Source organism: Novosphingobium gossypii, assembly GCF_050433305.1.
GTDB classification, from domain to species: domain Bacteria; phylum Pseudomonadota; class Alphaproteobacteria; order Sphingomonadales; family Sphingomonadaceae; genus Novosphingobium; species Novosphingobium gossypii.
This window is the reverse complement of record NZ_JBNPXM010000004.1, coordinates 298,160-314,053: the sequence shown is the minus strand read 5'-3', so window position 1 is coordinate 314,053 and position 15,894 is coordinate 298,160. Positions and strand designations below refer to the sequence as shown.

The following is a 15,894-nucleotide window of genomic DNA, read 5'->3' as shown; positions in this document are numbered from 1 at the left end:
GATTGCATGATCGCGAGCACCAGGGTTACTCCTTCCGGCCAATTTCGGCAGTATCTCTGCGCCAACTGCAGTCAGGCTTGGGAGCGAACGGTAGATGGCTGGCGGCGATGGTTTGAGCTTGCGCCGCTATGGGAGCCCGAGAAGCAGGACCATCAATCTACGCATGAACCTTTTATCGTACCAACTCAGCTAGGCTAAGTTCGTCGCGAGCGCGGCAAACCCCTGCAAGTCGCCGCGCTCGCCGCGGGTGGCTAAGGGGACAGTTTTGTCATGCACAACAACACACAAACAAGGCGCGACCTTGCTCGCCGATAAAGGATGGATAGTCTGTAGGCTGACAACGGTCAGAGGCGCCCAGCTTTGTTCTTCAGGGCGTCCAAATCCATCACCATAAGCGTTTTATCAGTCACACTGATGATTCCTCGCCCGCCCAATTCGTGCAGAACACGATTAACGTGAACGGATGTCATCCCCGTCGCGTCTGCGATTTCCTGCTGCGTCAGAGGGAAGTTGCAGCGGTTATCAATTACCTTATCTGCCTCTTGCATTCGGTTGTACAAGTTCAAAGTGAGATAGCATAACCGCTCTGCTGCGCTGCGGCGTCCCAGTGAAACGATCAGCGAAGTCTGCCGCCGGCTGTTCTCGAGGACAGCGCGGAGCATGTCAGTGACGTCAGCGCCCCCTTTCCCGTGGGCGCCGCTTAAGGGAATGACGGAAGCGACGACACGGGTAATGGCCTTGATAGGCAGAACCGATTTTCCCGACAAGAATACTTCCGGCTCGCAATACTCGCCAGGAAGGTAGAAAGCGGTGATCTGCCTGACGCCAGGGGAAGCCTCCGCATACTGGAATGCCCAGCCCTCCTCCACGCGAATGATCTGCTGCTGGACCTGATTCGCCTTCGCTAGATACTCGTGCCGACGAAACTCGACTTTCTTGAGCTGATTTACATATACCATGGGTAGTGGGGTAGCGATGGACATCGCCCGTGCCGAGCGGAAAGTTTTGTTATCTCCCCGTCTTTTCTGTACAAAAATGTGGGTGCGGCGTGCGGATTACCGCACCCACCGTCATCAGCACCCCGGGCCAGGGCCTGATGGCAAACCTCTTGATCACAGCTGCGTAAGCGCCAGCTGCAGCTGGTCGTCAGGTTCGTTCTTGTTGGCAGCAGCGGTCAGGCGCTCCCATGCGTTAGGATGGTTCAGGTCGATTTCCTCGATGCAGACCAGATCGCGTATGATCTCGACCTTCTCTCGCAACCGCTGAAGCACCGCCGGGAAGATTGTTGATTGCCGCTGAGAAGTGACCCGGGGGGCGTATAAATTACCATTGAGAATTGACCCATGTTTTCCTCCCTTCCGGCTGCCAGTCGGAGGGTCGTGGAGTGATCGACATGGACTTACTCAGTGTGATCCGCCGTTGGCATTTCCGGCAGAAGATCACCATTCGGGAGATCAAGCGCCGGACCGGCCTGTCCCGCAACACCATCCGTAAGTATCTTCGTTCCGACGCGGTTGAGCCCAGCTTCAAGGTTCCGGTCCGGCCGAGCAAACTCGATCCCTTCGCGGACAAGCTGACTGCTTGGCTGCGGGTGTAGTCCAAGAAGTCCCGCAAACAGAAGCGGACCGCCAAGCAGTTGCACGCCGATCTGGTAGAGCTGGGATATGATGGCTCTTATAACCGGGTTGCGGCTTTTGCCCGACGATGGCGAACCGAACTGCAGTATGAGCTTCAGATCAGTGGGCGTGGGACATTCGTGCCTCTGGTTTTCCAGCCTGGCGAGGCGTTCCAGTTCGACTGGAGCGAGGATTATGCCGTGCTGGGCGGCAAGCCCACGAAGCTGCAGGTTGCCCATACCTAGCTGGCGCGTAGCCGCGCCTTCATTGTGCGAGCCTATCTGCTCCAGACCCATGAGATGCTGTTCGACGCGCTCACGCAGGCGTTCCGGGTGCTGGGCGGCGTGCCCCAGCGCGGCATCTTCGACAACATGAGGACCGCTGTCGACAAGATCGGGACCGGGAAGGCACGGCAGGTCAACGCGAGGTTTTCCAAGTATGTCGCGGACGGACTGCGCGATATGTTCGACGCCATCGAGCGCGGTGCCGTCGATGCGGGACATGCCAGCCATCAGACCGGCCCTCCGCTTTGCGCGCCGCCCGCCTGAATACCGGTGTGCTTGTGGCCCTTGAGGCTGATGCCGCCGCCGACGACGTCTTGCGAGGCGTCGGCCTCGCCCTCAATCATGACGTTGCCATTGATCGTGACGTCAGCGTTGATCGTCAGGCCGCCGGGCGCGGAGACGTCAGCGGCGCCGCCAGCGGGCAAGGTGATGGTCAGCTTGCCCGTGGCGAAGTGATAGGAGATTTGCGCGCCGTTATTGAACTCGATCAGGAACAGATGAGGATCGGAAGAGGGGGCGGGGTTTGCGTCGGACCACAGGCCCGGCAGCACCAGGCCGTTGGCAAGGTCGCCCGCGGGAGAAAGCACCGCGCACTGTTCGCCTGACGAAAGTGGTGCCCAGATCTTCACGCGCCCAGCACGCCAGTCCAGCCAGGGTAAGCTGCCGGTGCCACATGGCTAACCTCTCAGGACGCACCGATCAGCGATAGAGGGCCTTCGCCGGATGCGTACCCATGGTGCGACCATGGCGCACGGTTCAGCAGCTTTCGCGGGGCTGCACTTCGCTGTGCAGTCAGCGAAATGGATGGCAGGCGGGGGATCGAAAGGGAGCCGAGGAACAAGAAACGTGTAACTGCTTTTGGCTTACCAAGCTTTAATCGCTTGGGGTTAGAACCCGTCAATGCGCTTTTCCGCGATCCGCGCTTTTGCCATGCTTCGCTCTACGTCGCTTTCGGCGATGACCGGACTAGCTTACTACCTTGCCGCGTATCTATCCGAATTGCTGACAAAAAGTGGATCATCGTTCGTCACGATATGGCCGCCGAGCGGTGTCTTGCTGGCAGTTGTTTTGCTGAACTTGTCAGGCCGCATCTGGCCGCATGTAGGTGCGGCGGCGGTCGCCAGCCTGATATTCAATCACAATGACGGCAATACGTGGGCTGTATCGCTTGGATTGACGGTGGCCAATATGATTGAGCCGCTGGTTGCAGCGTATCTTCTGCGCGCCAGAAAGGCGCTGCCCATCGTCATATCCGATCCGGCGAGCCTTCGTTTGTTTTGCGGTGCGGCTATTATTTCAACACTCATAAGCGGCATTATCGGCTGTGCGTTCCAGTCGAACGAAAGGCTTGTCTATCTGTGTTCCTGGGTGATGGTAGACCTCCTTGGAATATTGATCATAACCCCTATAATTTTGCTGTCGCATAGCGCTTTTATCCGCAGACAGGGGCGGATTTTCGGAGCGGACTTCGACAGAGTGGCTGCGCCACTCTTTGGTGTCGCGCTAACATCTGCCGTTTGTTTCCTCCAAAATAAATATCCCGTTCTATTTGTCCCCGCGATCGCCGCCATATTCACGACAATAAGATTGGGATCACTGGGTGCGGTCTTTTCGGTTTTCATTATAACAATCGTAGGTTCGGCTGCGGATTATCATGAGCGTGGACCTTTTGCGCTCATTGAAGGCAGTCATTTCGACAAATTGATCTTCATCCAGTTTTACTACCTCAGCATATTCGCATCGACCATTCCTGTTGCAGCCATATTGAAAGCCCGCGCCGGGATTTCTGACAGTTTGGCCGAGAGCAAGCGCCTGCTCGAGATGGCTGAGCGATCGGCCCATGTCGGACATTGGTTTCTTGACACGAAAGCCGATGTTTTGAACTGGTCCCGTGGTGTGTACCAGATTTACGGTCTGCCAACGAACGTGGCGCCCAATCTTCAACAAGCGATCGATGCCTATCATGAAGACGACCGGGCATTAGTCGCATTCAACATTCAAGTGGCCATGAAAAAGAAGAGGGAGTTTTCGTTCCAGGCGAGAGTCGTTCGACCGCATGGAGAAGTCAGACACGTTTTCTGCCGAGGGGAAGTGATCCAGGACGGCAATGCTGAAGAACCGTCACTTTTTGGGATCATCAAGGACATAACGGAGCAAGTCGATCGCGAAAACGCTCTCAGCCATGCATTGGCCACGGCTGAAAGATCCGCCCGGACGGCAAAGGCCTTGGCTGAGACGGATCAACTGACGGGGATCGCCAATCGTCGCAAGGCAACGTCCTTTCTACAAGGGCAGATTTTCAGGTTTCACAGCAAGGGGGATCCCCTCTGTGTTGTCATATTCGACATTGATAACTTCAAAGCTATCAACGATACACTTGGCCATCAAAGCGGCGATGAGGTTCTGCGACGCGTTGCTTCGGACGCAATGGCGCACCTGCGATCGGAGGATTTACTTGGACGGATCGGTGGCGAGGAGTTTGTCATAATCCTGCCGCGAGCAGATTTGGAGATTGCCGCGAATGTGGCGGAGCGCGTCAGATCGGCTATCGAGGATGGAGGAGTAAATCCCCGGGTGACCATAAGCCTTGGCGTTGCGCAGGCAAGTTTGGGCGAGACGTTCGACTCCCTTCTCAAGCGTGCTGATGACGCGCTGTACATAGCGAAGCAAGATGGCCGCAATGTGCTTCGGTTGGCGGACGAAAGAGCGAAGCGTGGACTATAGGTCTTTCCGCCAGCGTCTCGGTGTTGATTGGCCGCACTTTGAATAACCGGACGGTACCTGTAGCTGTGTCTACTGGCAGTTTTGTCCCAGCCTCGCGGATAATCAGAATGTCTGCTTATAGGCGCGCTGATTTCTCCATTGAAAGGCTTGAATGGGCGCGTTGCTGCTGGCACGGTAGAACGAGTCGCGTGGTCGCACTTATTAGTAAATGGTAGCCGGGTCTCGTAGCGAAACCCGGCATGATGATTACCCGATGAAGCCGATAAGGTCGTCGTTCAACCTGGCCGGCGCAGTCGCAAAGAGGCCATGCGGTTCCCCTTCATACTCGATGAAATGGGCGCCGGGGATGCCAGCAGCGGCCGCCTTACCTGCAGGTTCGATAGGGACCGTTTTGTCGGCTGTGCCATGAATGATCAACGTGGGTATCGTGAAGGACGCAAGGTCCGGGCGGAAGTCCGTACGGCCAAAGGCGTCGATGCATTCGACGGTGGCTTTCGGGCTTGCCATTGAGCCGAGCAGGAAACTCCAATCGAGAACTCCTTCACTGACTGGGCTAGAGATAAAGCCGACGCCATAAAACTGCTTGGCGAAGTCCTGCAGGAAGGCGAACCGGTCCTCGCGGACTTGTGCCTTCATCGTGTCAAACACACCACCATCAACGCCATCTGGATTATCGTCACTCTTGAGCAGATACGGAACAACACTGCTGACCAAGGCGGCTTTGGCGATGCGAGCCGATCCATAGCGGGTCAGATACCGTGCGATCTCGCCGCCCCCCATCGAGAAACCCACGAGCGTGACGCCGTTGAGATCCAGATTGTCGAGCACCGCAGCTAGATCGTCAGCGAATGTATCATAGTCGTAGCCCGTGGCTCCATGCCCCGACTGACCAAAGCCGCGGCGGTCATAGGTGATGACGCGATATCCGCTCTCCAGAAGAGCGAGGGTCTGATATTCGAACATGTCACCCGTGAGGGGCCAGCCATGAATCAGGACTACAGGCTTGCCGTGCCCCATGTCTTTAACATGCAAGCTGGTGCCGTCTTTCGCTTCGATAAATGCCATATATCACGCTCCAAGGCGAAGATCGCCTAGCTGTGTAACCCCCCATCACACAAATCGTTCATTAAGCATGGCACTCGCGGCAGCCGGCCGTTCATCTATACTAATGGCGGATTCCTGCCCTTAAATGAGGACTAGCAGGAACAATTGAAGATTTGCCAGTATGGCACTCCAAAGGGAGAGGAGATGAGCGTGCGGGGTGAAATGTCTCTCATCTCGCGCTAGTTCTCTTGAAGCCGCCGTTCCGGATCGTTCCCAATTTCGATCAAAGCAGCGGCAGCTTGCGCTGCTCTCAGGATGACCGGTTTCGGTTTAACCCGACGTTCCCATAAGCGACAGCGGCAGGCAGGAAGTTTTAAGCTCCGGTCGCGAGCGGACTGACCGCTTATGGGCGCGCCGGTTTCATGATTTAACGGCGTGGATGGGCGCGTAGCCGACCGGCAGCCGTCCAACGGGCGAAGGACCGGTTCCAGTGTCACCAGACGTTCCAGCGGCCGCACTGCAACGGCGTAAGTTGGTCGACTGCGGTAGGCAGAGCCTGGGACAATCCTGTCATCCGCAGCGCCCGCGCCGAGCGGCGGGTTCGGTTGAGTGCTGCCAATTGCGAATGTCCCGAAAGGGATGTCAACCGAACCGAAGGTTTGACCCCTTCGTCGAACTGAGGAACTGACCCCCCGGTCACGGCGCGGTGGTTTCGGTGTTCTCAAGCGTAGGTCCGGCCTTCTGCAGAAGGCCGGACCTACGCTTTTCGCGAAGTCGGTAGCTATCGCCGCGGATGGTGATCACGGCGGAGTGGTGAAGCAGCCGGTCCAGGATCGCCGTGGCCACCACCGGATCGCCGAAGACGCCGCCCCATTCCCCAACCGACCGGTTGGAGGTGATCAGGATCGCACCCTTTTCGTAGCGGCGCGATACCAGCTGGAAGAAAAGATGCGCGGCATTGGCCTCGAAGGGCAGATAGCCGAGTTCGTCGATGATCAGCAGCTTGGGCCGTGCCAGCAGCGTCAGCTGCTTGTTGAGCGTTCCATCGCCATGCGCCTTCGCCAGCATGGCGACCAGCGTCGCTGCGGTAACGAACTGGACCGAGTAGTTCTGCCGGATCGCTTCCCTGCCCAATGCCACCGCCAAGTGCGTCTTGCCTGTTCCCGGAGGGCCCAGGAACAAGGTCGTGTCGCCATGGGCGATCCAGCGACAGGTCACGAGCTCTCGGATCTGGCTGGGATCGAGCGAGGGCTGGGCATCGAACTCGAAGCCGTCGATCTCGCGCACGAACGGGAACTGGGCAAGCTTGCTTGCCATGGAGATACGCCGCTCATCGCGTCGCGCAATCTCCCGGGACACGAAGAATGCCAGTGCCTCGCGCAGGGTCATTTTCGAGCGTGCCGCCTCGTCGAGCAGTGTGTCGAGCTGATCCCGGATCGCCGAGAGCTTGAGGCGGTCCAGCATCGCTACCAGCGTCTCATGATCGATGGCCGTCATCACCAACCTCCTCCAACCACAGCCTCGTATTCAGAAAGCGGACGCAGCAACGCTGGCGATGGCATTGGCGGTGACGTCGCGGCACGCAAGGGGCCAGTGCCAACCAGGCCCGCCAGATGTGTCCGGTCCATGACCCTTTGCCGGCGCCCCTCGCAGATGGGATGGTCAGCTATAACCTCGCCAGCGTGGCGCACGATAACCCGGCCGGCGAGGACCACGACCTGGACCGTTTCGCCGACCAGACGCCAAGGAACCGAGTAGCTGTTAGTGTCGAGGTCAATGGCACAGTCGGGTCGGACCTTGCGGATCAGGTCACGCAGCTGCCCAAACGGAGCACGGCCACCGAGCGGACGAAGCACGTCGGCCTCATCGGCGAAGCGAACGAGCGGCAGTTCGCCCGTGGTCCCGTGCACGCGCACGTCGGCAATCTCGCGGTTCCATTGATCGAGATGCGCAACGAAGGCGCCCCAGCTCACAAAGCGGCGACTAGCTACTGCATTACGCTTCACATATCCGACGCCTCGCTCATCCTTGCCTTTGGTTCGCGCTCGGTATGGAGCGCAGGCTCGCGGCGAGAAGCCCCAATAGCGCGCAAAGGCATGGAGACGGGCATTGAACCGCACCTCCCGTGTCGCCGCATCATGATGTTCGACCAGCGCCTTGGCATTGTCGACCAGGACTTAAGCCGGAACGCCACCGAACCGCAGGAACGCCCCTTCCATTCCTGCGAACCAATCCACCTGCCGCTCTCGCAGCGAGGCCTGGATGTGCATCCGGCGCGAATACCCCAGTGTCGCCACGAATAGATGGACGTGCACACGCTCGTCACCGATTCACACCCGGGATTCACCGAAGTCGATCTGCAGCTGATGGCCGGGCGGTGTCTCAAAGCGCACCGTCGCCCTCTTCTGTGCTCTCAGTTCTCGCCGCCAGCGCTGAACCCGAAGCTCTACTGAGCGCAGGCCGATCACGACACCATGTTCGCTCGCCAGTTCCTGCCTTATGACATCGGCGTTGCCGCCATGCCGGAAGAAGCGCTCCCGCAGCCAGTCGTCGAGCCCATCGAACGCCGTTTTACGCTGCGGCTTCGCAAACGGCACCGCGCCACCCGCGCGAAGATAGCGGCGCACCGTGTTACGGGCACAACCAAACTCCTTTGCGAGCCGCTTCGCTCCCCAGCCAAGCTCATGCAGCCGCACCATCGCTGCCACCTCGTCGGGTTGAAGCATATCTTCTACCTGCACAGCCAACGTCTGTGCGGGAAACTCTGAAATCCCTTTTGTCATCTGTCTTTCCCTCTTCAGCCGAAGGGGGGCAGTTCTCAGATTCGGCAGGGGGTCAGTCTCTCAGTTCGTCTGACAAGGGATCAGAACTGGGAATGCGAGGAATTTCCAAAGTCAGTCGTGCCCGCGGGATGCGAAGCGAACCGCACGGACCGTTTTAAGTGGCGACATACCCACGAGTTTTTACTGCTATCATGTAGAAAGCCAGACATACCAAGCGAGCAACAGCATGAGGCGGGGCGCGAAAGCACTACGGGTCACCGATGCCAACACTGCTGCAACAAGAGCAGCCGCAGCTCCGGTACTCAATGCGAGGTGAAGCGGTCCCGCCGAGCCACTGACGAGCGCGCGCGCGATCGCAGGTAGGCCGATCACTACGACCCATCCCGTTCCGGCGAGAACGAAGGCCATGCGTCGCGCCCAGACGCCAAGCATCGTCGTGGACGTCAGGTGAATCAGCCGTGGCTGTTCGGCGCGCGCAGCTTGAGCCGTCAACCCGAAGATCAGCAACAGCAGCACGGCAGGGCTGGCCGCATACCGATAATCTACCACCGTACCGGCGATCGCGACCAGCACTGCCGCCGCCCGCCACAAATGCCCCGAACCGATAAGGCGGAACTCGGCCACCACCAGCCCGAGGAAGGGGTGGAGCACCAGCCGGGCCGGTGCTGCCATGATGTCGATGTCGAGGCGTATTGATGATGCCCGCGCGGACCATCGCCTCTGCTTCAAGATCCCAGGCCGGTTGCGGAGACGATGCGGTCGATAGACGACACCCGCGACCAGCACCATGGCAAGCGCAATCCCTACCCAGACGAGGCGGGAAGCGAGATAGCCGTCGGACATCAGCCCGGCGGTGACGTCGAGCGCAATGACGCCGTTGGTCGCCGGACCGCCTCCGATCCGCACGTCATGGGGCCTCGCGGGCAGTGATGCGGTCAGGGGGGCCGTAAAGCCAGCCATGTCCTCAAGGCTCGCCACGAACCCCGGCTGCGTGCCGGTATTCGCGGCCGGTGCTGCCAGCACCGTTACCCATAGGGCGAGGCAGAGTATCTCACCGAGCGCACGGCGCGTGCCGGGAAGAGCGTCGCACACGCTGCGGAAGGCGGCGACGACGATCAGCGCGGGGCCCGCGATCACCCACAGTCCGAAGATCAGGTCGAGCGGATGAAATCCACGCAGGGATTCGGCTATAACACCGATCACGCCCCCTGCCATCGTCAGGGCGAGCAGCGCTGCAAGCATCACCACGATATCCGCGAGGAAACGTCCAGCCGTGATCGCCACCCGAGGCGCCGCGGTCGTCTCTTCGACCTGCCAAGGCTGGCGGCGGGTGACACTCGACCGTAAGTAGACGAAAGCGATCGGCAGCAAGAGGGTTGAAACGACGACGCCGAGCGACACGCCGAGCATGGCGGACGTCATCAATGGTGCCTTGTCGTTGATCGCAATCGTTGCATGGGCATCGCCCTTGCCGCCGATCCATAATCGTGCGGCGATCGGCGCCAAGAGCATCAGTGCCCAGATGCCCCAGCTACGAGAATAGCGGGCAAGCGACGTCGCAAACGCGGAACGCACAACGCCTAAAGCCGTGCCGCTCATGCCGATCCGCCCGGCATCGCGCGGATCGATCCCGCCTCCACGTTCAGCACGCAAGCCGCATACGGCACCAGTTCATCGACCAGATGCGTGGTCATCACGACGACGGCGTGCCGAGCCCGCTCGCGGACGACCTCGATCACCCCTCGCGCGGTGTCGCTGTCGAGCTCGGATGTCGGTTCGTCGAGCGCCAGCAGGCGCGGTGCGCCAAGCATCGCCTGCGCGAAGATCAGCCGCCGTCGCATCCCGCCCGAGAAGGTGCCGATGCGGCTGTCGACGTCAGCGAGCAACCCGACGCTCTTGCAGATCGCCGCGAACTGTTGTCCTGCGGCCTTAAGCTCCAAGCCCTTCAACGCCGCCATGTGCAGCGCGAACTCACGCGCAGTGAGGTCGTCCGGCAAATCGACGGCCTGCGGCGCGTAGCCGAGCGTGCTGCGCACTGCGCGCATGGTCCGGCGGATGGACACGTCATTCCAGACAATGTCGCCACTGCTCGGGCGCTCCGCCGTTGCAATGAGGCGCAGTAGCGTCGACTTGCCGGCGCCGCTCTGGCCGGTAAGCAGGGTGAGGCCCGGCGAGAAACCGTGACTGACATCCTCCAATATACGCTTGCCGCCATAGCGCTTGGCGACGTCTTTCAATTCCAGCACTCTGGCCCCCTGTCGTAACGTCGATAATGGCTGCTGCCGTCGATCAGACGCGCTTCAGTACGCGCGGAGTTTCCTCGCCCTTCCACAACAGTTCGAGCGTGTCCGGCTTGATGGCGACCCGCAGGATATCGATGCCGTCGACTGCGAACAGCCCATCGCCGTTCAGCGGCGTCAACCGCCGCGGCGCGGGCCAGAGCGGGTGACCTGGACGCGCGATCCAGAGGCCGGTGGTGTCGCGCGTCACGACATATTTGCCATAAGTGCCCGGAGCGGTAGCGGCTGCGGCCGGAAGGCCAACGGGGTGAAGGCGCGCCTCGATATCTGGAAGCGCCCAAGCATAATCGCCGGCGATCTCCGCAGAGGCCGGTGACGCCCGAAGCGCCTGCACAGCGAGTAGATGGGCCTGGTCCAAGGCCTGCGCCGGGACCGCAGCGACATCGGGCGCCACGCCGATGCCCTCCCAATTGGTCTTGCTGACGGCGTGGACGGGCCGGCCCATCGAGACGCTGAGCATGAAGCCCGGCGCGATCGGCACGAAGGCATTATTGTTGGCGGCACCGGCTGTGGTCGCGCCAACGAGCTGGCCCAGCTTGAACTGCTGGACATCGTAGGCGAACGACTCCGCAGCCGAGGCGGAGCCCTGATCGACGAGCACGTAGAGCGGCTTGCCGATCATGCGTCCGGCGGGGAGATTGTCGAGCACGCGCGTCTGTACGGGATCGTGCCCGGCCTCCAGGAAGGTGATCTCCAGCGTTCCCGCCTTCAGGAAATGGCTGACCAGATATTGCACAGCCTCGGACGATCCGCCGCCATTGCCGCGCAAGTCGATGATGACGGCGTCGCCGCCCTTGAGGAACCGCATCGCGTCGTCATAGGCTTTACCGGTCTCGTCGCTTACCCACTCGAACCCGGCGATCTTCAGATAGCGGACGTTGCCGGCCAGAATGCGCTGTTCGGCCAGGCCGTAATGGTCTCGGCGGGCAACGGCTGTGTCGAAGTCGGCAAGATCTTGCGCCGGTGCTCCGGCGGGAACCGCGCTCGCGGCGGCGAAACGGGCGGGATCGTAGGCAAGGAAAGCATGACCGTCATGGCTCGCCTCGCGCAGATCGGCGGTAATCAGGCCGGCAAACTCGTTCGGGTTCGTCACCGTATAGCGCCCAGCCTTTCTGGCGCGGTCCAGCTTGGCGGCGATGGCAGGCACCTTCTCCGGGAAGACGTAGGAGGTGCGAAACGCCGTGCCGATCGCCGCAATGACGGCGTCCCGCTGCGCCGACGACAAAGCTTGCGGCACGCGCGCGTCGGACCCCGGCGTCCGAATCTGGGCAGAGGCATTGCTGCTGGCCGTAGTGAAGGCGAGCGCCAAGGTTACGGCTGAAACGAGGTTCAAGCGCATGAGTAACTCCGCTAGGGGTGTAGATTAGGGTTGGGGCTTAGACCTCTGGGGACAGGGCTGCCGCTCTGATCCGTTCTCCGAACGGACGCTGCGTCAGGGCGTCGATCGCCTCGGCAGCAATCCTGGACAACGGCGCCGTAAGTTCGGCATCCAGTTCGTCGGCTGCGGCATTGGTTGCCGCCCATTGACGCTTCAGCGCCGGGATCATGTCCCTCGCCTTGTCGGTAAGTGCCACAATGCGCTCACGCGCATCGCTGCCCGGACGCAGTTCGACAAGACCGTCTCGCGCCATCTGCGACACGGTCTGGCTCACCGCCGAATGGGAAATAGCGATCCTGCGTGACATCGACCTGATCGACGCTTCTCCATCGGCCATCAGCAAGCGCAAGACCGGTGTATAACGCGGCCGCCAGGTCAGGCCTGAGGTCTTATACGCCGCTTCGACGTCTCGATCGAGGAGTTCGAGCAGGTGCCTCATGAGGGTGCCTAACGTCGGAGATGGTGTCGTCATAATCACAATGTATAAGCGCTTTTATATTTCGTCAAGCCGTTCTCCCAAGAATGCGAGATAACCCAGCGGTAATTGCTCACGGGGTTGGCCAAGCGTGGCATGCTCAGGCGACGGCGAATCTGCCCTCGACGAGTTCGCGCACGGCCTGAAGGGCTGACTTTCCCTGCAGGCGTGCGGTGCCGGTTACGGATCGATAGCCGGCGTGGATCTGGGCGCCCCAGTCGGACCGAAAGCCATTCGTGACCTTGCGGAACACGACCGAGGGGCGGATCTCACGCTCGGATATGTTGTGGGTCACAGGGACGTCGCGGTTGGTGAGGAAGACGAAGAACTTGCCCCGCCAGGCCTTGATCTGTTTGAGCAGGATCTTGCCTGCGGGATGCGCGATCGGCATCCGCATGAGGCGGGTCAGCCCGGTGTCGGCCCTGGCACAGTAGGCGGCCAGGGTCGCATCCTTCAGGCTGCTTCGTCGCTTTCCGATGCGGATGGCCCAGCGCAGATGATCGCGGACCTTCGGGGCAAAGGCCCGGTCACCGCAGTCGATGACATATTGAACGTCGCGCAGGACATGAGCGAGGCAGACCTGGTGCTCCTTGCCCAGTTCCTGCTGTCCGGCATAGCGGTCCGAGATCCACACATCGGGCTGATGACCGCCCAGAACCTCCTCGGCAACACTGCGCGCCCGGCGCCGGGCGATCCTGTGCAGGACGGCGTCCTTCGAGAGGAAGACCCACTGCCAGTGGATGATGCCGTTGGTACGGGTGGTGGTCTCGTCGGATGCGATGACCCGTGCGGTCAGCAGTTTGTCGGTGATCGCGCGGGTCGCCGATGCCATGCCGGCTTCCATGCGCCGAAAGGCATTGGCGATGGCGCCCTGTGATATGCTCAGGCCGAACACCTCCGATGCAATGCGCGACAGGCGCTCGAAACTGACGTGATGGCTGTGGTGCAGATAGGCGAGCAAGGAGCGGACGCCCGGTCCAAACGGGGTTCCCGGCTCCATGCCGGCAGGAGCCTGCGCACGGTAGCGATGCCCGCATCCCCGGCAGCGCCCACCCAGCAGTTCCACCCGGGTCACGATCGGACGGATCGGCGGCAGGGCGATATGATCGTAACGATGCCGGCACCGCTGGGTCTGGCCGGAAACGTCGCCTCCGCAATGGCCGAAGGCAGCAGCAATGACCCGCTCGATCTTGTCCGGCGTTTCTGCAAGTGGGCGATGCCTGCCTTCACGAGAAGGGCGCTTGCCCGCCTTTGCCTTGCGGCCCTTGCCGCCACCCTTGCCGAAATCATCCTTCGAGGGCGGCACATGGGAATTCTTCGACGTCTTGCGCGGCTTGCCGACCAGTTCCTCCAGTTCGGAAATCCGCGCTGCCATACGCTCGATCATATCGTGCTGTGCGAGCAGAAGTTCGTTCTTCTCGGCTTCGCTCAGGACATGAAGGGGTGGCGGCGGCATACACAGGGTGAATCAGGCATTGCCAGACCGCGCAACCTCTTTTTGCCAGCCACGTGAGCAATTACCTTCCGGAAGCTCACTTTGCGCAACGAGAAAAGTCGGCATTCAATTCTTTCAGATCGAGAAATGTAATTGGCGGTAAGCGCACGCTTTCCATGTGGCACAACCAATGATTTACCTTGGCGTTGCAGAATCGAAATTGTTTTCCCAAAACTGCAAAGGCCGTTTTGGTCAGCAGCCCACAGTGCGTGAATGGCAGCTATTCTCGAAATCGTGCGCTGAACCGGACGGTCGGCAATCGGCCCTTCTTACGGGTTCCGGGAACGATCAGCCGTGCTCCAAGAATGGCAGGTGTTGGATAGGGACCTGCTATTCCCGGCGCGGCTCGCGAACGGCATCTGTGGACGCCCCTTCGAATGCAAGCAGTAAATCGGGGTATGTTGGCACGTAGTCGGATGCTGTCATCTGTCCGGCCTCGATGAGCAGCGCCATAAGCTGCGGGCCAGTATGGGAGTTCGCGGACTGGATCCATTACAGTTTTACGCGCTTGGCTAGCGCTCTGCCATTCCCTGGTTCTTCCAGCCCCGTCTCGCCGACTGTTGTGCCATACCCTCCTTCGACCGCCTACGTCCCCGACGCCTCTGACCGCAGTCTTGGCTTACGCCGCGACAGCTGTCGGAGCTCTGTAATCTTCATTCTTGGTGAGCAGCGCCCAGACCATGCGCGCCATCTTGTTGGCGAGCGCTACCGAGACGAGCATGCGCGGCTTGCGCGCCAGCATCCGCTCAAGCCACGAGCCGGCAGGCGCGCCAAACCGGCATGCCTGGCGTACCATTGAGCTGCCGCCGATGATCAGTAGTCGTCTGATCGTCCGCTCGCCCATCTTCGATATGCTGCCAAGCCGCTGTTTGCCGCCGGTCGAGTGCTGACGGGGGGCGAGGCCAAGCCAAGCCGCGAAGTCGCGGCCCTTACGGAACGTCTCGACCGGCGGGGCCAGTGCGATGATGGCGGTCGCCGCAATAGGACCGATCCCCGGAATGGTCATTAGCCGCCTAGCCGCTTCATCCTCCTTAGCACGCCGTGCGATCTCACGGTCCAGCACGGCAACCTGCTTGTCGAGATCGGCCAGCATGTCGACCATCAGCTTGAACATAGGCCGTGCCGCTGCAGGCAGACTTGAAGTCATTTCCTCATCCTCGAGCAGGTCGGCGAGCATTGTCATATGCGCTGTGCCGCGCGGTGCTACCCAACCATACTCCGCTAGGTGCCCGCGGATGGCGTTGATCAGCTGAGTGCGCTGCCGCACCGCTAGGTCACGTGTGCGGAACACGAGTCCTGCGGCCTGTTGCTCTTCGCTCTTCACCGCCACGAAGCGCATGCCTGGGCGCTGCGCAGCCTCGGCAATCGCTTCAGCATCAATCGCATCGTTCTTGTTCCGCTTCACGAATGGCTTCACGTAAGATGGCGGGATCAGCCGCACATCGTGCCCCATTGTCTGCAGCTGACGCGCCCAATGATGGGCGCCACCGCACGCTTCAAGCGCCACCACACAGGCTGGCTGACCGGCGAAGAACTCGAGTAGTTTGCCTCTCGTCAGCCTCCGACTGAAAACCATCGCACCTCGCTCGTCAGCGCCATGCGCATGGAAAACGTTCTTGGCGATATCCAGACCGATTGTGGTAACCTGTGACACGGACGCCTCCTCAGTGGTGCTTCAACACCTCCACTTTGCCATAAAGGCTGTCGGGGGGCGTCCACCCCATCAGTTTTGTCCCATTTCCGCTCGCTCGGCAACGGCAGCTGTTGCTGGAAGCGGGCGTTTGCAGCGGCATCG

General features: G+C 60.6%; 12 protein-coding genes and 2 pseudogenes. 2 read left to right on the top strand and 12 right to left on the bottom strand.

The genetic code is table 11. From position 1 onward, the window contains the following. Positions 1-344: 344 nt before the first annotated feature. Both GGR40_RS10735 and GGR40_RS10730 read right to left on the bottom strand, forming a co-directional pair. Positions 345-983, bottom strand: coding sequence for a Crp/Fnr family transcriptional regulator (locus GGR40_RS10735; RefSeq protein WP_429276230.1), 639 nt, complete (start codon positions 981-983; stop codon positions 345-347). Between the two features lie 129 nt (positions 984-1,112). Beyond that, entirely contained in the window at positions 1,113-1,271 is a 159-nt protein-coding gene (locus GGR40_RS10730; protein WP_429276229.1) for a hypothetical protein, read from the bottom strand. 122 nt (positions 1,272-1,393) lie between these two features. On the opposite strand from GGR40_RS10730, the pseudogene istA (GGR40_RS10725) reads away from it, so the two are divergent. Further along, positions 1,394-2,050 (top strand): annotated as a pseudogene (gene istA / locus GGR40_RS10725) (IS21 family transposase); the annotation flags it as partial. A gap of 77 nt (positions 2,051-2,127) precedes the next feature. Here the strand turns inward: istA (GGR40_RS10725) and GGR40_RS10720 are convergent. Beyond that, positions 2,128-2,550, bottom strand: coding sequence for a phage baseplate assembly protein V (locus GGR40_RS10720; protein WP_429276253.1), 423 nt, complete (start codon positions 2,548-2,550; stop codon positions 2,128-2,130). Between the two features lie 250 nt (positions 2,551-2,800). Here GGR40_RS10720 and GGR40_RS10715 point away from each other — a divergent pair, with 250 nt between their 5' ends. Next, entirely contained in the window at positions 2,801-4,624 is a 1,824-nt protein-coding gene (locus tag GGR40_RS10715; RefSeq protein WP_429276228.1) for a sensor domain-containing diguanylate cyclase, read from the top strand. A gap of 246 nt (positions 4,625-4,870) precedes the next feature. Here GGR40_RS10715 and GGR40_RS10710 read toward each other — a convergent pair whose 3' ends face one another. From GGR40_RS10710 to GGR40_RS10670, 9 genes and pseudogenes are all read right to left on the bottom strand, one after another. Continuing rightward, a complete protein-coding gene (locus tag GGR40_RS10710; protein WP_429276227.1) occupies positions 4,871-5,689 on the bottom strand; it encodes an alpha/beta fold hydrolase in 819 nt (272 codons plus the stop codon). A gap of 675 nt (positions 5,690-6,364) precedes the next feature. After that, complete coding sequence (gene istB, locus GGR40_RS10705) at positions 6,365-7,165, bottom strand: IS21-like element helper ATPase IstB (RefSeq protein WP_429276226.1); 801 nt, start codon at positions 7,163-7,165, stop codon at positions 6,365-6,367. Further along, a pseudogene (gene istA, locus GGR40_RS10700) lies at positions 7,165-8,451 on the bottom strand (IS21 family transposase). The gene istB and the pseudogene istA (GGR40_RS10700) overlap by 1 nt, the downstream one beginning before the upstream one ends. Before the next feature lie 189 nt (positions 8,452-8,640). Next, positions 8,641-10,104, bottom strand: a complete 1,464-nt coding sequence (locus tag GGR40_RS10695; protein WP_429276225.1) for a hypothetical protein — start codon at positions 10,102-10,104, stop codon at positions 8,641-8,643. After that, positions 10,047-10,697: an ATP-binding cassette domain-containing protein gene (locus tag GGR40_RS10690; protein ID WP_429276224.1), complete on the bottom strand. Its 651-nt coding sequence runs from the start codon at positions 10,695-10,697 to the stop codon at positions 10,047-10,049. Before GGR40_RS10690 ends, GGR40_RS10695 begins: the two co-directional genes overlap by 58 nt. A gap of 43 nt (positions 10,698-10,740) precedes the next feature. Further along, the gene (locus GGR40_RS10685) at positions 10,741-12,090 is read right to left on the bottom strand and encodes a S41 family peptidase (RefSeq protein ID WP_429276223.1); all 1,350 of its coding nucleotides are present in this window, start codon (positions 12,088-12,090) and stop codon (positions 10,741-10,743) included. 37 nt (positions 12,091-12,127) lie between these two features. Next, the gene (locus GGR40_RS10680) at positions 12,128-12,568 is read right to left on the bottom strand and encodes a MarR family winged helix-turn-helix transcriptional regulator (protein WP_429276222.1); all 441 of its coding nucleotides are present in this window, start codon (positions 12,566-12,568) and stop codon (positions 12,128-12,130) included. A gap of 136 nt (positions 12,569-12,704) precedes the next feature. Next, a complete protein-coding gene (gene tnpC / locus GGR40_RS10675) occupies positions 12,705-14,060 on the bottom strand; it encodes an IS66 family transposase (protein WP_429276221.1) in 1,356 nt (451 codons plus the stop codon). A gap of 658 nt (positions 14,061-14,718) precedes the next feature. Next, positions 14,719-15,753 (bottom strand): IS110 family RNA-guided transposase, encoded by a 1,035-nt coding sequence (locus GGR40_RS10670; RefSeq protein WP_429276220.1) that lies wholly within the window; start codon positions 15,751-15,753, stop codon positions 14,719-14,721. Positions 15,754-15,894 lie beyond the last annotated feature (141 nt).

Excerpts from the sequence above, each read along its gene's own strand:
- GGR40_RS10735 (WP_429276230.1), bottom strand. The coding sequence starts at position 983 with ATGTCCATCGCTACCCCACTACCCATGGTATATGTAAATCAGCTCAAG.
- GGR40_RS10715 (WP_429276228.1), top strand. The coding sequence starts at position 2,801 with ATGCGCTTTTCCGCGATCCGCGCTTTTGCCATGCTTCGCTCTACGTCG.
- GGR40_RS10710 (WP_429276227.1), bottom strand. The coding sequence starts at position 5,689 with ATGGCATTTATCGAAGCGAAAGACGGCACCAGCTTGCATGTTAAAGAC.
- istB (WP_429276226.1), bottom strand. The coding sequence starts at position 7,165 with ATGACGGCCATCGATCATGAGACGCTGGTAGCGATGCTGGACCGCCTC.
- GGR40_RS10685 (WP_429276223.1), bottom strand. The coding sequence starts at position 12,090 with ATGCGCTTGAACCTCGTTTCAGCCGTAACCTTGGCGCTCGCCTTCACT.
- GGR40_RS10680 (WP_429276222.1), bottom strand. The coding sequence starts at position 12,568 with ATGAGGCACCTGCTCGAACTCCTCGATCGAGACGTCGAAGCGGCGTAT.
- tnpC (WP_429276221.1), bottom strand. The coding sequence starts at position 14,060 with ATGCCGCCGCCACCCCTTCATGTCCTGAGCGAAGCCGAGAAGAACGAA.